Here is a 17925-nt window from a genome sequence, read left to right as displayed (position 1 = left end):
GGATTCCCATGACGGCACAACCCGTTGAGATCACCCCGAAACCCAAGACCGGCCAGCTCGTGTTCAAGCCCGCGCGGCGCGGCAAGCCCCCGCTGCACCTCGCGGACTTCGACATGGCCGGCCGCAAGCAGTTCCTGCAGGACGCGGGCTACCCCGCGTTCCGGGCGTCGCAGCTGTCCAAGCACTACTTCGAGCGCTTCGAGGCGGACCCCGCGGCCATGACGGATCTGCCCGCCGCCCAGCGGGACGAGCTCGCGGCCAAGGCCCTGCCGCCGCTGTTGACCACCGTGCGGCAATTGCGCGCGGATCAGGGGATGACCGTCAAGTCCGTCCACCGGTTGTTCGACGGCGCCATGGTCGAGTCGGTGCTCATGCGCTACGACAAGCGCGTGACCATGTGCATCTCGTCCCAGGCGGGGTGCGGGATGAACTGCCCGTTCTGTGCGACCGGCCAGTCCGGCCTCACACGCAACCTCTCCGCCGCCGAGATCGCCGATCAAGTGGTCCAGGGTGTGCGGGCGCTGCGCGACGGCGTGGTGGGGGACCCGGAGGACGTGCCCCAGCGGGTGTCCAACATCGTGTTCATGGGCATGGGGGAGGCTCTGGCCAACTACAAGGCCACCATGGGCGCCGTACATCGGATCATCGACCCTTCCCCGGAAGGACTCGGGATCTCCGCGCGCGGGCTCACCATGTCCACCGTGGGTCTGGTTCCCGGGATCCGTAAGTTCACCCTCGAGAAGCTGCCCATCACGCTGGCGCTGTCCCTGCACGCCCCGGACGACGAACTGCGCGACGAACTGATCCCCATCAACACTCGCTGGAAGGTGGACGAGGCGCTCGACGCCGCGCGCGACTACTACGACGCCACCGGCCGGCGCGTGTCGATCGAGTACGCGCTGATCCGTGACATCAACGACCAGGGCTGGCGGGCGGACCTGCTGGGGGAGAAGCTCAACAAGCGTGGTGCCGGGTGGGTACACGTGAACCCCATCCCGCTCAACCCCACCCCCGGCTCCAAGTGGACGGCCTCGCGCCGTGGCGTGGAGCAGAACTTCGTGGAGCGCCTGCGCGCCCACGGCATCCCCACCACGGTGCGGGACACTCGCGGCTCCGACATCGACGGCGCGTGCGGCCAGTTGGCCACGGACGTCTGAGCCGGCGCGCGCTCACCCGCGTCGTGAGGGTGGGCCCAGCGAACGGGCGGCCCGGTGTCGGCCGACGGGACCAGGCTCACGGACTAGCGGGACCACACTCACGGAAGAGCACCACCGCGGTGCGGGGGGGGGCTGACGGCGGGGCAGCGCGGCGGCGTCGTGGCGCTGCCCTCCGGTTTGCGAAGACGGGCGAAACAGCGTAGTGTCGTGCGTTGGTTGTTTGTGCTCGCAGACCGAGCCGCGCCCACCCATCCCATGACCCCCACTGCGAATCGTAGTGCGGGGTTGTTCGTCTGGGGGGACTACCGGTCCGGGCACCGCCGTCCGGTAGGACAACCGGACCCCTCGAGAAGTTAGCGGAGGATATGGCCAAGAAAGACGGAGTCATCGAGATCGAAGGCACTGTGGTCGAGGCACTGCCCAATGCGTCGTTCCGTGTTGAGCTGACCAACGGTCACAAGGTGCTCGCCCACATCTCTGGCAAGATGCGCCAGCACTACATCCGGATCCTCCCTGAGGACCGCGTCGTGGTGGAGCTCAGCCCCTATGACCTTTCCCGAGGCCGGATCGTCTACCGCTACAAGTAAGACCCAGAACCACCGCGCACGGCCGGTACCCCCGGCCCGGGCGCGGTGTCTCCGGTGCACACGCCATTACTAGTACGCGAAGGAATGCGATGAAGGTCCAACCGAGCGTCAAGCAGATCTGCGACAAGTGCAAGGTGATTCGCCGTAACGGGCGGGTCATGGTGATCTGCGAGAACCCCCGGCACAAGCAGCGCCAGGGCTGACGGGGACGCCCCCACGCAAGTGGATTGACAGAACGGGCACTGCAGCCGGCACCCACGGGTGCGGCAACCCCCGGCACGGAGGCCGGAGACCGGATGTGACGAAACATCCGGGACGCAGTGTTCAAGACCTCCGGACAGTACAAGGAGAACCGCCGATATGGCTCGTCTCGCAGGCGTCGACCTCCCCCGCGAAAAGCGGCTGGAAATCGCGCTGACTTACATCTACGGCGTGGGACGCACGCGCGCTCTCGCAACCCTGGATGCCACCGGCATCTCGGGCGACGTGCGCGTCAAGGATCTCACCGACGCCCAGCTCGTGGAGCTGCGCGACTACATCGAAGGCAACTACAAGGTCGAAGGTGATCTGCGCCGCGAGGTTGCCGCCGACATCCGCCGCAAGGTCGAGATCGGCAGCTACCAGGGACTGCGTCACCGCCGTGGCCTCCCGGTCCACGGCCAGCGCACGAAGACCAATGCTCGCACCCGCAAGGGTCCCAAGCGCACGGTCGCCGGCAAGAAGAAGTAATCGTGGTCGCCACCGCCGCCGGTGGCTGATCTACGTCGAAGATCTTTGTAGGAGAATTCATGGCTCAGAAGACTCGCGCGACGGCTGCTCGCAAGCCGCGTCGCAAGGTTAACAAGAACGTGACGCAGGGCCACGCCCACATCAAGTCCACGTTCAACAACACCATCGTTTCCATCACCGACCCCTCGGGTGCGGTCCTGTCGTGGGCCTCGGCCGGCGGCATGGGCTTCAAGGGTTCGCGGAAGTCCACCCCGTTCGCCGCGCAGCAGGCCGCCGAGGCCGCTGCCAAGGGCGCGCAGGAGCACGGCATGCGCAAGGTGGACGTGTTCGTCAAGGGCCCCGGTTCGGGCCGCGAGACCGCGATCCGCGCACTGCAGGCCACCGGGTTGGAGGTCGGGTCCATCCAGGACGTCACCCCGTCCGCGCACAACGGCTGCCGGCCCCCCAAGCGCCGCCGCGTCTGACACGTCCCGCGTGGTCGCCCGTGCCCCCTGGGTGCGGGTGACCACGCTTCGACGCGGTGTTTCACGCCTGCTCACCGCGGCACCCACCCATTTTGTTTTCCACCACCTGCGTGCGTCATATGGCGGAGGCACGCTGAAAGGAAACATCAGTGCTCATCGCACAGCGCCCCACCCTCACGGAAGAGGCTGTGGCCGAGAACCGTTCCCGGTTCGTGATCGAACCGCTGGAACCGGGTTTCGGTTACACCCTCGGTAACTCCCTGCGCCGTACGCTCCTGTCCTCCATCCCCGGGGCCTCCGTGACCAGCATCCGCATCGACGGTGTGCTGCACGAGTTCTCCACCGTGGAGGGTGTCAAAGAGGACGTCACCGAGCTCATTCTCAACATCAAGAAACTCTCCCTGTCCTCCGAGGAGGACGAGCCTGTCACCGCGTGGCTGCGCAAGCAGGGCCCGGGCGAGGTCACCGCGGCGGACATCTCCGCCCCGGCCGGTGTCGAGGTCCACAACCCCGATCTGCACATCGCGACCTTGAATTCCAAGGGCCAGCTCGAGATCGAGCTGACCATCGAGCGCGGGCGCGGTTACGTCTCGGCGTCGCAGAACAAGTCGGGTGACGCGGAAGTCGGTCGGATCCCCGTGGATTCCATCTACTCCCCCGTCCTGAAGGTGACCTTCCGCGTGGAGGCCACCCGTGTGGAACAGCGCACCGACTTCGACAAGCTCATCCTGGACGTCGAGACCAAGGAAGCCATCTCCCCGCGTGACGCGGTGGCTTCGGCGGGCACCACGCTGGTCGAGCTGTTCGGCCTGGCGCGCGAGCTGAACTCGGCCGCCGAGGGCATCGAGATCGGGCCTTCGCCCACGGACGCAGCGGCTGCCGCGGACATGGCGTTGCCCATCGAGGACCTCGAGCTGTCCGTGCGTTCGTACAACTGCCTCAAGCGCGAGGGCATCCACAGCGTGGGTGAACTCGTGGGCCGCTCCGAAGCGGACCTCATGGACATCCGCAACTTCGGTGCCAAGTCCATCGATGAAGTCAAGGAGAAGCTCGGTGAGCTCGGTCTGGCCCTGAAGGATTCCCCTCCGGGTTACGACCTCGCCGCCCACGCGGCGTCGCTCGAGGACGAGGACGAGAACAACAACCCGTTCGACGTCGATCTCGACTGACGCCCACACCACTTTCCGTGCCCCGCGGCCGCTGAGCGGACCGCACGGGCCCGATCATCAGGAGACCTACTATGCCTACCCCTACCAAGGGACCCCGTCTCGGCGCCGGGCCGACCCACCAGCGCATGATCCTCTCGAACCTGTCGCAGCAGCTGTTCGAGCACAAGCGCATCACCACCACCGTGACCAAGGCCAAGCGCCTGCGTCCCGTGGCCGAGCGCCTGATCACGTTCGCCAAGCGCGGTGACCTCGCGGCCCGCCGTCGCGTCATGCGTCAGCTGACCGACAAGTCCGTGGTGCACGAGCTGTTCACCAGCATCGCGCCCGCCATGGAAGGCCGCGACGGCGGGTACACCCGCATCACCAAGATCGGCAACCGCAAGGGCGACAACGCCCCCATGGCCGTGATCGAGCTCGTCATGGAGCCCGTGGCCAAGCGGGAGACCGTGGCCGAGGCCGAGCGCGCCACGACCAAGGCCGCCGCCGAGCCCGCCGCTCCCGTGGACACCCCCGCCGGTTCTACCGCCGAGGACGTCAAGGAGAACGAGATCCCCGCCGAAGAGCAGGCTCCGGCCATTGGCTCCGAGGAGGCCGCCGAGGTCGCCGAGGAGAACCAGGACGCCGAGTTCGCCGGTTCCCACGCGCCGCTCGAGTCCGGCGAGGCCCCCGAGGGCTTCACCGTCAAGGGCAACCGCAACTCCATGAAGTACCACGTGCCCGGTTCGCGCTGGTACTCCGGCACGACCGCCGAGATCTGGTTCGACTCCCCGGCCAATGCCGAGGCAGCCGGCTTCCAGCCCGCCGGCGGTGCCGCCGCCCAGAAGATCTCCGAGTGATCGGGACTTCTGAGTAGCACGACCGTCACGACGCCGCCGCAGGTTCCTGCGGCGGCGTCGTCGTCCTCGGGAGGAACGCACAGATGACGGGGGAGACCCTCAGACTGCGGGTGGAACTGGGCTACGACGGCGCCCCGTTCAAGGGCTGGGCCCGGCAACCCGGGCTGCCGAGCGTGCAGGGCGCGCTCGAGGACGCGCTCGAGCTGATCTTCCGCGCGCCGTGCGCCACGGTCGTGGCCGGGCGCACGGACACGGGTGTGCATGCGCGTCGGCAGACCGTCCACGTGGACGTTCCCGCGCCGTTGTGGGCCCGGTTCGCGTGCTCGCGTCCCCGCGGGCCCCTGGCAAGTGATGCCGACACCGGCGATCTCAGCGCAGGCGGTCCCGCCGACGTGCAGGACGTCGCGGCCCGCAATGCCGCCGCCGCGGGGCTCACGCGCAAGCTCAACGGCGCCCTCAACCGGGTCCTGGGTAAGGACCGTGCGGCCCACGGCTGGGACCCCGCCGTGGGTGCGATCGTGGTGCGCGACGTCGCCGTGGCCCCCGAGGGCTTCGACGCCCGGTTCTCCGCGCTCTCCCGCGGCTACACGTACCGCGTGGCGGACGCCGTGACCGGTCACGACCCCCTGACGCGGACGTTCTCGTGGTGGGTCCCCTGGCACCTCGACGTGCCCGCGATGGACCGGGCCGTGCGCGAACTGCTGGGGCTGCACGACTTCCTGAGCTTCTGCAAACCCCGCGAGGGCGCCACCACGATCCGCGACCTGCAGCGCGCGGGCGTGCACCGCGACGAGAGCGGCATGATCACGATCGTCCTGCAGGCGGATGCCTTCTGCCACCACATGGTGCGCTGCATCGTGGGCGCGGTGGTCCGCGTGGGGGAGGGGCGGTACGACGCCGGGTGGCCGGGTCAGCGGCTGCGCGCCCGGGTCCGGGACGCGAACGTCCTCATGGCACCCGCGTACGGTCTCGTCCTTGATGCCGTGCGCTATCCCGACCAGTCCCAGCTCGCCGAACGCGCCCGGCTCACGCGCGCTCGGCGCCCCGCCCAACACGACGAATAGCGCCCCACGACTGGCGGGGCGGGCGGTGATCCGGTAATATGGAATGCTGTTGTGCGTGTTCTGCCCCGGTTCACGTGTACCCGCATCGGTCGCTCATGTTGCAGAGCGCAGGGCCGTGCGGTGCACCGGGTTGTGGACGCACGGATGCCGCCCGGATCTCACCCGGGCCCCGAAGCACAGCGGAACCATCGGACACGAGCATTCGTGTCATCAGCAGACAAACGAAGGCAGATCAACGTGCGTACGTACACTCCGAAGCCCGGTGACGTCCAGCGTCAGTGGCACGTCATCGACGCCACCGACGTCGTCCTGGGTCGTCTTGCCAGCCAGACCGCAACACTGCTGCGCGGGAAGCACAAGCCGACCTTCGCTCCCCACGTGGACACCGGCGATTTCGTCATCATCATCAACGCGGAAAAGGTCGCCCTCACGGGTGCCAAGCTCGAGAAGAAGCGCGCCTACCGTCACTCCGGCTACCCGGGTGGGCTCAAGTCCACCAGCTACGCCGAGTTGCTCGAGAAGAACCCCACGCGCGCCGTGGAGAAGGCCGTCAAGGGCATGCTGCCCAAGAACAAGCTGGCCGCTCAGCAACTGTCCAAGCTGAAGGTCTACGCCGGTGCGGAGCACCCGCACCAGGCTCAGCAGCCCAAGCCCTACGAATTCACCCAGGTCGCCCAGTAATTCGGGCCAACGAATAACACATAAGGAGAATCGTGGCTCAGAACACTGAAGAGCAGATCACCGAGGACGTGGAGCTGACCAGCTACACCTCCGAGTCCACCGAGCCCGTCGCCGGTGCCGCCCTGTCCGACCGCCCCGCCCTGACCGTTTCCGGCCAGGCCGTGGGCCGCCGCAAGCAGGCCATCGCCCGCGTGCGCGTGGTCCCCGGTTCCGGGCAGTGGAGCGTCAACGGTCGCAGCCTCGAGGAGTACTTCCCCAACAAGCTGCACCAGCAGGAGGTCAACGACCCCTTCCGCCTGCTCGAACTGCAGGGCGCGTACGACGTCATCGCCCGCATCAGCGGCGGTGGCCCCTCCGGCCAGGCCGGTGCGCTGCGCCTCGGCGTGGCCCGCGCGCTCAACGAGATCGACGCCGAGCACAACCGCCCCGCCCTCAAGAAGGCCGGCTTCCTGACCCGTGACGCCCGCGTCATCGAGCGCAAGAAGGCAGGCCTCAAGAAGGCCCGCAAGGCTCCGCAGTACTCCAAGCGCTAAAACGAAGCAGCCCAAGCCTCGGCCGGGCGTTTTCGTGCAGGGTCCCGTTCCTCGGTTTCGGCCGGGGAACGGGACCCTGTTTCGTTGCCCGGGCGTTGCCATGCGGCCACCTGCCGCGGTGACGGACGTACCATGAAGGGGTGGAGCGACGTCGCTCCCGCCGTACCGTCGAGAGAGGGCCCGTATGAGCAAGCAGTCGGAGCAGAAGTCGGGGAACGCCGTCGTCGAGGAGCAGCAGGCCGAGACGGAACAGCGCACAGAGCAGCGGGTGGCGGTGGACGAGGCCCTCAAGAAGGAACAGCACCGGGTCTCCGTGGTGGAGGACTACGCGGCCGAACTCGACGAGATCGCGGAGCTCGGGAAGAGACTCAACGACGCGAGCGGGGCGGAACCGTCCACCGCGTGGAAACTGGGCTACCCGTACGACGAGAAGCTGCCCCGCAAGGACTACGAGCGCACCAAGCGGGCCCTGCAGATCGAACTGCTCAAGCTGCAGTTGTGGATCAAGGAGACCGGCCAGAAGCTGCTCATCATCTTCGAGGGCCGGGACGCCGCGGGCAAGGGCGGGGCGATCAAGCGGTTCACGGAGCACCTGAACCCCCGTGGTGCTCGGGTCGTGGCGCTCGAGAAGCCCACGGACATTGAGCAGACGCAATGGTACTTCCAGCGCTACGTCAAGCACCTGCCGTCCGGTGGGGAGATCGTGCTGATGGACCGCTCGTGGTACAACCGGGCGGGTGTGGAACGGGTCATGGGCTACTGCACGTCCCAGCAGTATTACGAGTTCATGCGTCAGGCGCCGGAGTTCGAACGGATGCTCGTGAACTCGGACACGCACCTGATCAAGTTCTGGTTCTCCGTGACGCGCGCGGAGCAGCTCGCGCGGTTCCAGTCCCGCCGGACGGACCCGGTGCGGCAGTGGAAGCTCTCGCCCACGGACGTGGCATCCCTGGACAAGTGGGACGACTACACGGAGGCCAAGGAGGCCATGTTCTTCTACACGGACACGGGGGACGCCCCGTGGACCGTGATCAAGTCCAATGACAAGAAACGCGCGCGGCTCGAGGCCATGCGCTACGTCCTCACGCAGTTCGACTACCCCAACAAGGACCACTCCGTGGTGGGCACGCCGGACACCAAGATCGTGGGTGGGGCGGCGGATCTCACGGAGGACAGCAACGAGAACCCGGACGGTTTCCCGGTGGTCCGGCCTGGGAAGGGCTGAGTCGAATGCGCAGGGTTTGCGCGGGCGTTGGTCGTAAGATGACTCTCGATGTCTAGAATCTTTGGAACGGACGGCGTTCGCGGTCTCGCGAACGGCCTCCTCACAGCAGAACTTGCCATGGAGCTGTCCCAGGCGGCGGCGATCGTCCTGGGCCACGGCCACGCGGAGGCCGGGAAGCGACCCACCGCCGTCGTGGCACGGGACGGGCGCGCGAGCGGGGAGTTCCTCGGCGCGGCCGTGATCGCGGGTCTCGCGAGCTCCGGCGTGGACGTCTACGACGCCGGGATGCTGCCCACGCCGGCAGCCGCCTACCTGGTGGGGGACATCGACGCCGATTTCGGCGTGATGATCTCCGCGTCCCACAACCCCGCGCCGGACAACGGCATTAAGTTCCTGGCGCACGGGGGCAAGAAACTGCCGGACGCGATCGAGGACACTATCCAGGAGGTCTACGAGGCCAAGGATTTCCGCCGCCCCACGGGTGCGGAAGTGGGCCGCGTGACCCGCTTGTCGGACGCCGAGGACCGCTACATCCTGCACCTGGTCGGTGCCATCCCGCACCGTCTGGACGGGCTGTCGATCGTGCTCGACTGCGCGAACGGCGCGGCGTCCGGCGCCTCACCGGACGCGTTCCGCGATGCCGGTGCCAAGGTGCACGTGATCGGTGCGGAACCGGACGGGCTGAACATCAACGACGGCGTGGGCTCCACCCACCTGGGTCCGCTCAAGCAGGCCGTGCGTGAGCTGGGCGCGGATCTGGGCATCGCACACGACGGCGACGCAGATCGCTGCCTGGCCGTGGACCACACCGGCACGGAGGTGGACGGCGACCAGATCATGTGCATCCTTGCCATGGCCATGAAGGACGCGGGCAGGCTCAACCAGAACACGCTCGTGGCCACGGTCATGAGCAACCTGGGTCTGCAACTGGCACTGGACGAGGCCGGGATCCAGCTCGTGCGCGCCTCCGTGGGGGACCGCTACGTCCTGGAATCCATGGTGGCCAACGGCTACAACCTGGGTGGCGAACAGTCCGGGCACGTGATCATGGCGGATTACGCGACCACCGGTGACGGTCTGCTCACGGGTCTGATGCTCGCCTCACGGGTGGCTCAGACGGGCATGCCGTTGCAGGAGCTCGCCAAGTCCATGACGCGCATGCCCCAGGTGATGATCAACGTCAAGGGCGTGGACAAGGCGGCGGCCAAAACGAGCGAACCGGTGCTCGACGCCGTCGCCCGCACGGAGGAGCGGCTCGGCAGCGAGGGCCGGGTGCTGTTACGCCCCTCCGGCACCGAACCCGTGGTACGGGTCATGGTGGAGGCGGCTTCGCAGGACATCGCCCAGCGCGAGGCGGAAGAGCTCGTGTCCGTGGTGGAACAGCACCTCAGCCTGTAGCGTCACCGAACGGACCAACGGCGAAGGGGTGGTGGGGGTCAGCGGATCGTTCCTCCGGTGGTACCGGGCTGTCCCGAGAGGCCGGTCTGCGTGCCGTCCGTGCGCAGCGCGTCGGCGTTGTGCCCGGTGAGCGCGTCGCGGATCTCGGTGAGCAGCACGGTGTTGGGATCGGCCGGCTCATCGGTGGGCTCGATGCCCAGTCGGCGGTTGCGGCGTTCGATCATCTTGTTCATGGGCAGCACGATGCAGAAGTACACGGCGGCGGCGATGAGCAGGAAGTTCACGATCGCGGTCAGCAGCACACCGAACTTGACCTGGTTGCCGTTGAACGTGACGGCGGCGAAATTGTCGAAGTTGGGCGAACCGACGAGTCCCGAGATGGCGGGCATGAGGACGTTCTCGACGAGAGCATTGACGATCTTGGAGAAGGCGGCGCCGATGATCACGGCAACGGCCAGATCCATCACGTTGCCCTTCATGATGAATTCTTTGAAACCACTGAGCATGGCGCTCATCGCACAGTGAGAACGGGCCTGAAAATATCAGTTCTTTCGCAGCAGCACCCTGCGGATCTTGTGATCGTGGTCTTTGGAGAGGATCAGCCGTGCGCGGCCGCGTGTGGGGCGCACGTTCTGCTCCAGGTTAGGTTCGTTGATCCGCCGCCAGATGTCCGTGGCCACGTCCTGTGCCTGCTCGTCCGTGAGGTCCGCGTAGCGGTGGAAGTAGGACTCGGGGTCCGAGAACGCGGAGGAGCGCAGGGCCTGGAAGCGCTCCACGTACCAGCGTTCGATGTCCTGGGTGCGGGCGTCCACGTAGATGCTGAAGTCGAAGAAATCGCTCAGCGCGAGCGCGGTGCGTTTGCCACTCTCCAGCTTCGCGGGCGCGAGCACGTTCAGGCCTTCCACGATCACGACGTCGGGGCGGGTCATTACCACTTCTTCGTCCGGGAGGATGTCGTAGGTGACGTGGGAGTACTTGGGGGCACGCACCTCGGGGGCGCCGGACTTGATCTCGGAGACGAAGCGCAGCAGCCCGCGCCGGTCGTAGGACTCGGGGAAGCCCTTGCGGTCCATGAGTCCGCGCCGTCGTAGTTCGGCGTTGGGGTAGAGGAAACCGTCTGTGGTCACGAGCTGCACGTTCGGGGTGGACGGCCAGCGGGCCAGCATCTCGCGTAGCAAGCGGGCCGTGGTGGACTTACCCGCCGCCACGGACCCGGCGATCCCGATCACGAACGGGGTGCGCGCGTGATGCTCGCCCAGGAACGAGTTGGTGGCGGCATTGAGCTGTGTGGAGGACATGTCGTACAGCGTGAGCAACCGCGAAAGGGGCAGATAGACCTCGCGGACCTCGTCCACGTCCAACCGGTCACCGAGACCGCGCAGGTTCTCGATCTCCTGCGCGGTGAGCGGGACGTCGATCTCGTGCGAAAGCCTGGACCAGGTCTGACGATCCAACTCCACGAAAGGGGAGACGCGGTGGGTTATGGGCTGTGTGCTCATGCTCGGACCAGTGTAGGCCCGGGCCCCCTCCCGCAAGGCATTAGGGCGCGTAGCGTTTCCGGTACAGTATTTTTCATGTGTGGAATTGTGGGATATGTGGGCTCGAACCGTGCTGACGGGCGACAGCACGGTGCGCTCGAGGTGATCCTCGAGGGGCTTCGTCGACTGGAATACCGCGGGTACGACTCCGCGGGCGTCGCAGTGATCGCCGACGGTGCGGTGGAGTACCGCAAGAAGGCCGGGAAGCTGAGCAACCTGATCGGTGAGCTCGAAGCGCACCCCCTGCCGGAATCGAACATCGGGATCGGCCACACCCGCTGGGCCACCCACGGAGGCCCCTCCGACGTCAACGCGCACCCCCACGTGGTCGACGGCGGCAAGCTGGCCATGATCCACAACGGGATCATCGAGAACTTCAGCGAGATCAAGCGCGAACTCAGCGCCCAGGGCGAGAGTTTCACGTCCGAGACGGACACCGAGGTCGCCGCGGTGCTGCTGGCCCGCACGTACAACGCGCAGGGCGCGGACGAGAAGGACCTCACCGTGGCCATGCAGGACACGTGCCGCCGCCTCGAGGGCGCGTTCACGCTGCTGGCCGTGCACGCGGACCACCCGGACCGCGTGGTCGCTGCGCGCCGCAACTCGCCGCTCGTGATCGGGCTGGGCGACGGCGAGAACTTCCTGGGCTCGGACGTCTCCGGTTTCATCGACTGTACCAAGCGGGCCGTGGAGATGGGCCAGGACCAGATCGTGACCATCACCGCGGACGACTACACGATCGTGGACTTCCACGGCAACGCCGCCGAGGGCAAGCCCTTCGACATCGAGTGGGACGCCGCCGCCGCGGAGAAGGACGGCTACCCGTCCTTCATGGAGAAGGAGATCCACGACCAGCCCGCCGCCGTGGGCGACACCCTGCTGGGCCGCCTGGACGAGAACGGCCGGCTCACGCTGGACGAGATCAAGATCGACGAGACCGTGCTGCGCTCGATCGACAAGATCGTGGTGATCGCATGCGGTACCGCAGCATACGCCGGGCAAGTCGCGCGCTACGCGATCGAGCACTGGTGCCGGATCCCCACCGAGGTGGAGCTCGCGCACGAGTTCCGCTACCGCGATCCGATCGTGAACGAGAAGACCCTGGTGGTCGCGGTCTCCCAGTCCGGGGAGACCATGGACACCCTCATGGCCGTGCGTCACGCGCAGGAACAGGGCGCCAAGGTCGTGGCGATCTGCAACACGAACGGTTCCACAATCCCGCGCGAGGCGGACGCCGTGCTCTACACGCACGCGGGTCCCGAGATCGCGGTGGCCTCCACCAAGGCGTTCCTCGCCCAGATCACCGCGGCGTACCTGCTGGGCCTGTACCTGGCCCAGTTGCGCGGCAACAAGTTCAAGGACGAGATCTCCACCATGCTGGCCGAGCTTGAGGCCATGCCCGCCAAGATCCAGCGCGTGCTGGACGAGGTGGAGCCGCAGGTCAAGGAACTCGCGACCGGGATGAAGGACGCCGGATCCGTGCTGTTCCTGGGTCGTCACGTGGGCTTCCCCGTGGCCATGGAGGGCGCCCTGAAGCTCAAGGAGATCGCGTACATCCACGCGGAGGGCTTCGCCGCCGGTGAGCTAAAGCACGGGCCGATCGCGCTGATCGACCAGGGCCAGCCCGTGTTCGTGATCGTCCCCTCGCCCAACGGCCGGGACTCGCTGCACGCCAAGGTGGTCTCCAACATCCAGGAGATCCGCGCTCGCGGTGCCGAGACCATCGTGATCGCTGAGGAGGGCGACGACGCTGTGCGCGAGTTCGCCAACCACGTCTTCTACGTCCCCGAGGCGCCTACGCTACTGCAGCCGTTGCTGGCCACGGTGCCGCTGCAGATCTTCGCGTGCGAACTCGCCGGGGCCAAGGGCTACGACGTGGACCAGCCGCGCAACCTGGCCAAGTCCGTGACCGTGGAGTAATCATCCGGTTCGTCCGTCCGACGGCGGGTGACGCTTCCCACGGGAGCGTCACCCGCCGTCGTCGTACCGGGGCATGCCGCGACGCCCATGGGGGCCGTGCCGCGGCGCCCGTGAGGGGTCGGGCGGCGCCGGTAGGCTGGCGACATGATTGTGGGCACCGGCGTGGACATCGTGGACATCGCGCGTTTCGAACGACAGCTGGAGCGCACGCCGCGATTGCGGGAACGCCTGTTCGTCCCGCACGAACGGGAGCTGCACCCGCGCTCGCTGGCCGCGCGCTTCGCGGTCAAGGAGGCCGCGGCCAAGGCGCTGCTGGCCCCGCCGGGGATGATCTGGCAGGACTGCTGGATCAGCAACGACGCCCACGGCGCTCCCCGTCTGCACACCGCGGGCACCGTGGCCGAGCAGGCGCGGCGCAGGGGCGTGGAAACATGGCACGTAACGATCTCCCACGACGGCGGCATGGCCGTGGCGTTCGTCGTGGCCGAGGGACAGGGAGGACACCGCGATGATTGAGGCGTACTCGGGCGAGAGTATCCGGGCCGCGGAACAGCCGCTGCTGGACGAGGGCTACGGGGACGTGCTGATGCGTCGTGCGGCCCTGGGACTGGCCCGCGGCTGCGAAGCGCAGTTGCGCTTGGCCAACCGGAGAGGGTTGTTGGGTGGCACCACGGCGGTGCTGCTCGTGGGCTCGGGCAACAACGGCGGGGACGGACTGTGGGCGGGCGCGTTCCTGCGCCGCAGCGGCGTGAAGGTCGTGGCCATCCTGACCGGCACGCGCGTGTACGAACAGGGCCTGCGGGCGCTGCTCGCTCGCGGCGGCACCGCGCTGCGGCTCACTGACCAGGACGGCGAGGAGCGCGAACTCTCGGACGCCGTGGCCGCCGCGCACCCGGTGGAGGTGTCCCGCGCGGTCTCCCTCATGGCCGACGCCCACCTGATCGTGGACGCCGTGCTCGGCACCGGTGCGCAGGGCGGGCTGCGGGGTACGGCCGCCGAGCTCGTGCGGGCGTTCACCGAACGGCAGCGGGATCCCGCCGCCGCGCGTGAACGGCGCTTCCCACGGATCGTGGCGTGCGACCTCGTCTCCGGCGTCAGCACGGATACCGGCGAGGCTCCCGAGCCGGTCCTGCATGCCCACGCGACCATCACGTTCGGCGGGGCCAAGACGGGCCACGTGGTGTCCCCGGGGGAGCAGGCCACGGGGGCGCTCACGGTGGTGCCCATCGGGATCGAGGACCGGCTGAGCGACCCCGCCGTGCACCGGCTCGAACCGCGTGACGTGCTCGCCGCGTGGCCGCGTCCCGGTGCGACCGACACTAAGTACACCCGAGGTGTGCTGGGCGTCGTGGCCGGCGCGTCGAGCTATCCGGGCGCGGCGATCATGTGCACCCAGGCGGCGGTCAACGCTGGCGCGGGGATGGTCCGCTTCCTGGGGGATTCGACCACGCGCGGCATGGTGCTCGCGCGCAGTCCGGAGGTCGTGTGCTCGGACGACCAGCCGTGGGACGTCCACGTCCAGGCGTGGCTCGCGGGCCCCGGCGTGGTGGGGGACGAGTCCCAGGCCGCGCGCGTGCAGGCAATCATCGAGGCCCAGGAGCCGGCTGTGCTGGACGCAGGTGCGCTCGACGCCGCTGCGCGATCCGTGGTCGACGCCGCTCTGGGCCCCCATAAGATCCTCACGCCCCACGCGGGGGAGCTGTCCCAGGTCTTCGAGTGGCTCCACGGTTTCGGGGTGTGCGATTCCACGGTGGAGCGCTCCGAGATCGAGGCCAACCCCGTGCACTGGGCCGGTGAAGCCGCGCGCCTCACGGGCGCCACGGTGTTGCTCAAGGGCGCGTCCACCGTGATCGCGTCCCCCGTGGGACGGAACGGGGACGCATGCGAGGACGGGAACGCTTCCGGGCGCGACGAATGCCTGTGCCTGAGCATCGGCCACGCGAGCCCCTGGCTGGCCACGGCGGGTTCGGGGGACACCCTCGCCGGGATCCTGGGCACGGTCGTGGCCCACGTGGCCGAGCACCCGGACGCGCTCGCGGTCCTGGGCGACTGGGCCCGCGGGGACGGTCGCTGGGCGGCCGCCGCGGCCCTCGGGGCCGGTCTGCACGCGGTGGCCTCACGGGCGGATGGGGAGGGCCCCGTCCCGCCGTCGGTGCTCGCGGAGAACGTGCGCGCGGTGCTGACCCGTCCGTGAGCCGCGACCCGAACGACTATTGTTAGTGGCTGGCTGTGAGCGGGGATCCGCTCACAGCCCCACGACACGCTGAGGAGAAGTACATGGAAGTTTGGCCAGGACAACCGTACCCGTTGGGCGCCACGTTCGACGGCACGGGGACCAATTTCGCGCTCTTCTCCGAGGTCGCGGACCGTGTGGAACTGTGCCTGTTCGAGGAGAACGGCACCGAGACGCGCGTAGAGGTCACCGCCGTGGACAGCTACGTGTGGCACTGCTACCTCCCCCAGGTGCAGCCCGGTCAGCGCTACGGGTACCGGGTGCACGGGCCGTGGGATCCGTCCCACGGGTTGCGGTGCAACCCGGACAAGTTGCTCCTGGACCCCTACGCCAAGGCCGTGGAGGGCGGGATCGACTGGGACGAGTCCTTGTTCTCCTACAACTTCGGCGACGAGGACTCCGAGAACCACCAGGACTCCGCGGAACACATGATGAAGGGCGTGGTGATCAACCCGTTCTTCGACTGGGAGGGTGACCGCACCCCGCGCACCCCGTACCACAAGTCCGTGATCTACGAGGCCCACGTCAAGGGCCTCACCATGCAGCACCCGGAGGTCCCGGAGGAACAGCGCGGCACATACGCCGGTGTGTCCCACCCCGCGGTCATCGAACACCTGCAGAAGCTGGGTGTCACCGCGATCGAACTGATGCCCGTGCACCAGTTCGTCCAGGACTCCACGCTGCTCGAGAAGGGGCTGCGCAACTACTGGGGGTACAACACCATCGCGTTCTTCGCGCCCCACAACGAGTACAGCGCGGCCTCCCACCTGGGCAGTCAGGTCCAGGAGTTCAAGGCCATGGTGCGCGCACTGCACCAAGCGGACATCGAAGTCATCCTGGACGTGGTGTACAACCACACGGCCGAGGGCAATCACCTGGGCCCCACACTGTCCATGAAGGGCATCGACAACACCGCGTACTACCGCACCGTGGACGACGACCAGAAGTTCTACATGGACTACACGGGTACCGGTAACTCCCTGAACGTGCGCCATCCCCACTCGCTGCAGCTGATCATGGACTCGCTGCGCTACTGGGTCACCGAGATGCACGTGGACGGTTTCCGTTTCGACCTCGCCGCCACGTTGGCCCGTGAGTTCTACGACGTGGACAAGCTCTCCACGTTCTTCGAACTCGTCCAGCAGGACCCTATCGTCTCGCAGGTCAAGCTGATCGCCGAGCCCTGGGACATCGGTCCCGGTGGCTACCAGGTGGGCAACTTCCCGCCGCAGTGGACCGAGTGGAACGGCAAGTACCGGGACACCGTGCGTGATTTCTGGCGCGGGGAGCCCTCGACCCTGGGGGAGTTCGCGTCCCGTGTCACCGGTTCCGCGGACCTCTACGAGAACAGCGGCCGGCGCCCCTTCGCCTCGGTGAACTTCGTGACCGCCCACGACGGCTTCACACTGCGGGACCTCGTGTCCTACAACGAGAAACACAACCAGGAGAACGGCGAGGACAACAACGACGGTGAGTCCCACAACCGCTCGTGGAACTGCGGTGAGGAGGGGCCCACGGACGATCCCGAGGTGCTCGCGATGCGTGCGCGTCAGCAGCGCAACTTCATCGCCACGCTCATGCTGTCCCAGGGCACGCCCATGCTGTTGCACGGTGACGAGGCGGGGCGCACCCAGAAGGGCAACAACAACACGTACTGCCAGGACAACGAGCTCACGTGGATCAACTGGGAGAAGGTGGACACCCCGCTCGTGGAGTTCACCTCCGTGATCACCCACCTGCGCCACGAACACCCCACGTTCCGCCGCTCGCAGTTCTTCGACGGGCGTCCCGTGGACATGGGCGAGCGTGCCGAGGGCGATCCCATGCCGGACATTGCCTGGCTCAACACGGACGGCACGCCCATGGTGCCCGCCGACTGGGACGAGCCCCTGGCTCGTGCCGTGGGCATGTGGCTCAACGGTCAGGGCATCACGGGAGTGGATATGCGCGGTCGCCGGATCACGGACGTGAACTTCATCGTGTACTTCAACTCCAACCCCGAGCCCGTGGACGTCACACTGCCCCCGGCCAGCTACGGCATGAAGTGGGAGGAGATCGTGGACACCGCCGGCGAGCATGCGGACGGTGCCGTGCGCGGGCACTCCTCCACGTTGCGGATGGCAGGCAAGTCCACGGTGCTGTTGCGCGCGTGGGAGGCCCCCGAGGAAGAGCCGGACGCCTCCGTGGCCGCGTCCGTCGCGGCAGCGGTGTACGCGGCGTCGTCCGACGACGCCTGAGCGCCCCGCGGTGCGTGACCGGGCAGATCGCCCGCAGCCCGCGCCGCGCTGAACACGACGGCGGACGCGTCACCCCACACGGGTGGCGCGTCCGCCGTTTACGTCACGGTGCTCGTTGAGCGCGGAGTGACTGGCCCGAGCGCGCGCATTCGGC

General features: G+C 67.7%; 18 protein-coding genes. 16 read left to right on the top strand and 2 right to left on the bottom strand.

Annotated features, from left to right (window positions below; genetic code table 11):
* The first annotated feature begins 8 nt into the window (after nucleotides 1-8).
* The 12 genes from rlmN to glmM all read left to right on the top strand — a co-directional run bounded on the left by rlmN (nucleotide 9) and on the right by glmM (nucleotide 9843).
* Complete coding sequence (rlmN, locus tag RF646_RS01270) at nucleotides 9-1157, top strand: 23S rRNA (adenine(2503)-C(2))-methyltransferase RlmN (protein ID WP_064847279.1); 1149 nt, start codon at nucleotides 9-11, stop codon at nucleotides 1155-1157.
* A 365-nt stretch (nucleotides 1158-1522) separates the two neighbouring features.
* Nucleotides 1523-1744 (top strand): translation initiation factor IF-1, encoded by a 222-nt coding sequence (gene infA / locus RF646_RS01265; RefSeq protein ID WP_012397711.1) that lies wholly within the window; start codon nucleotides 1523-1525, stop codon nucleotides 1742-1744.
* 89 nt (nucleotides 1745-1833) lie between these two features.
* Complete coding sequence (rpmJ, locus tag RF646_RS01260; RefSeq protein ID WP_012397712.1) at nucleotides 1834-1947, top strand: 50S ribosomal protein L36; 114 nt, start codon at nucleotides 1834-1836, stop codon at nucleotides 1945-1947.
* Between the two features lie 157 nt (nucleotides 1948-2104).
* Nucleotides 2105-2473 carry a 30S ribosomal protein S13 gene (gene rpsM / locus RF646_RS01255; RefSeq protein WP_035959599.1) on the top strand — a complete coding sequence of 123 codons (369 nt, stop codon included), beginning with the start codon at nucleotides 2105-2107 and terminating at the stop codon, nucleotides 2471-2473.
* A 59-nt stretch (nucleotides 2474-2532) separates the two neighbouring features.
* Nucleotides 2533-2937: a 30S ribosomal protein S11 gene (rpsK, locus tag RF646_RS01250; protein ID WP_368835006.1), complete on the top strand. Its 405-nt coding sequence runs from the start codon at nucleotides 2533-2535 to the stop codon at nucleotides 2935-2937.
* Between the two features lie 149 nt (nucleotides 2938-3086).
* Complete coding sequence (locus tag RF646_RS01245) at nucleotides 3087-4106, top strand: DNA-directed RNA polymerase subunit alpha (RefSeq protein WP_064847278.1); 1020 nt, start codon at nucleotides 3087-3089, stop codon at nucleotides 4104-4106.
* 71 nt (nucleotides 4107-4177) lie between these two features.
* Complete coding sequence (gene rplQ / locus RF646_RS01240) at nucleotides 4178-4942, top strand: 50S ribosomal protein L17 (RefSeq protein ID WP_035959585.1); 765 nt, start codon at nucleotides 4178-4180, stop codon at nucleotides 4940-4942.
* An 83-nt stretch (nucleotides 4943-5025) separates the two neighbouring features.
* The gene (locus RF646_RS01235) at nucleotides 5026-6006 is read left to right on the top strand and encodes a tRNA pseudouridine(38-40) synthase TruA (protein ID WP_167318195.1); all 981 of its coding nucleotides are present in this window, start codon (nucleotides 5026-5028) and stop codon (nucleotides 6004-6006) included.
* A 237-nt stretch (nucleotides 6007-6243) separates the two neighbouring features.
* On the top strand, nucleotides 6244-6687 hold the full coding sequence (rplM, locus tag RF646_RS01230) for a 50S ribosomal protein L13 (protein WP_035959569.1): 444 nt from the start codon (nucleotides 6244-6246) through the stop codon (nucleotides 6685-6687).
* A 32-nt stretch (nucleotides 6688-6719) separates the two neighbouring features.
* A complete protein-coding gene (gene rpsI, locus RF646_RS01225) occupies nucleotides 6720-7220 on the top strand; it encodes a 30S ribosomal protein S9 (protein ID WP_064847346.1) in 501 nt (166 codons plus the stop codon).
* A 184-nt stretch (nucleotides 7221-7404) separates the two neighbouring features.
* Nucleotides 7405-8445 carry a polyphosphate kinase 2 gene (ppk2, locus tag RF646_RS01220; RefSeq protein ID WP_085106413.1) on the top strand — a complete coding sequence of 347 codons (1041 nt, stop codon included), beginning with the start codon at nucleotides 7405-7407 and terminating at the stop codon, nucleotides 8443-8445.
* Nucleotides 8446-8493: 48 nt separating this feature from the next.
* Entirely contained in the window at nucleotides 8494-9843 is a 1350-nt protein-coding gene (gene glmM, locus RF646_RS01215) for a phosphoglucosamine mutase (RefSeq protein ID WP_085106414.1), read from the top strand.
* Between the two features lie 38 nt (nucleotides 9844-9881).
* Here the strand turns inward: glmM and mscL are convergent, their stop codons facing one another.
* A complete protein-coding gene (gene mscL / locus RF646_RS01210; protein WP_085106415.1) occupies nucleotides 9882-10349 on the bottom strand; it encodes a large conductance mechanosensitive channel protein MscL in 468 nt (155 codons plus the stop codon).
* Between the two features lie 36 nt (nucleotides 10350-10385).
* Nucleotides 10386-11342 carry a type I pantothenate kinase gene (coaA, locus tag RF646_RS01205; RefSeq protein ID WP_368835005.1) on the bottom strand — a complete coding sequence of 319 codons (957 nt, stop codon included), beginning with the start codon at nucleotides 11340-11342 and terminating at the stop codon, nucleotides 10386-10388.
* Nucleotides 11343-11417: 75 nt separating this feature from the next.
* On the opposite strand from coaA, the gene glmS reads away from it, so the two are divergent.
* The 4 genes from glmS (at nucleotide 11418) to glgX (ending at nucleotide 17771) form a co-directional block, all read left to right on the top strand.
* Nucleotides 11418-13301 (top strand): glutamine--fructose-6-phosphate transaminase (isomerizing), encoded by a 1884-nt coding sequence (gene glmS / locus RF646_RS01200; protein WP_085106416.1) that lies wholly within the window; start codon nucleotides 11418-11420, stop codon nucleotides 13299-13301.
* A gap of 144 nt (nucleotides 13302-13445) precedes the next feature.
* The gene (locus tag RF646_RS01195; RefSeq protein WP_035959524.1) at nucleotides 13446-13817 is read left to right on the top strand and encodes a holo-ACP synthase; all 372 of its coding nucleotides are present in this window, start codon (nucleotides 13446-13448) and stop codon (nucleotides 13815-13817) included.
* Nucleotides 13810-15495, top strand: a complete 1686-nt coding sequence (locus RF646_RS01190) for a bifunctional ADP-dependent NAD(P)H-hydrate dehydratase/NAD(P)H-hydrate epimerase (RefSeq protein ID WP_368835004.1) — start codon at nucleotides 13810-13812, stop codon at nucleotides 15493-15495. The genes RF646_RS01195 and RF646_RS01190 overlap by 8 nt, the downstream gene beginning before the upstream one ends.
* Nucleotides 15496-15578: 83 nt before the next feature.
* Nucleotides 15579-17771: a glycogen debranching protein GlgX gene (glgX, locus tag RF646_RS01185; protein ID WP_368835003.1), complete on the top strand. Its 2193-nt coding sequence runs from the start codon at nucleotides 15579-15581 to the stop codon at nucleotides 17769-17771.
* Nucleotides 17772-17925: the final 154 nt, after the last annotated feature.

The sequence above is a fragment of the Kocuria sp. CPCC 205261 genome (assembly GCF_040981025.1).
Classification (GTDB): Bacteria; Actinomycetota; Actinomycetes; order Actinomycetales; family Micrococcaceae; genus Kocuria; species Kocuria marina.
This window is presented reverse-complemented; position numbering and strand designations above follow the sequence as displayed.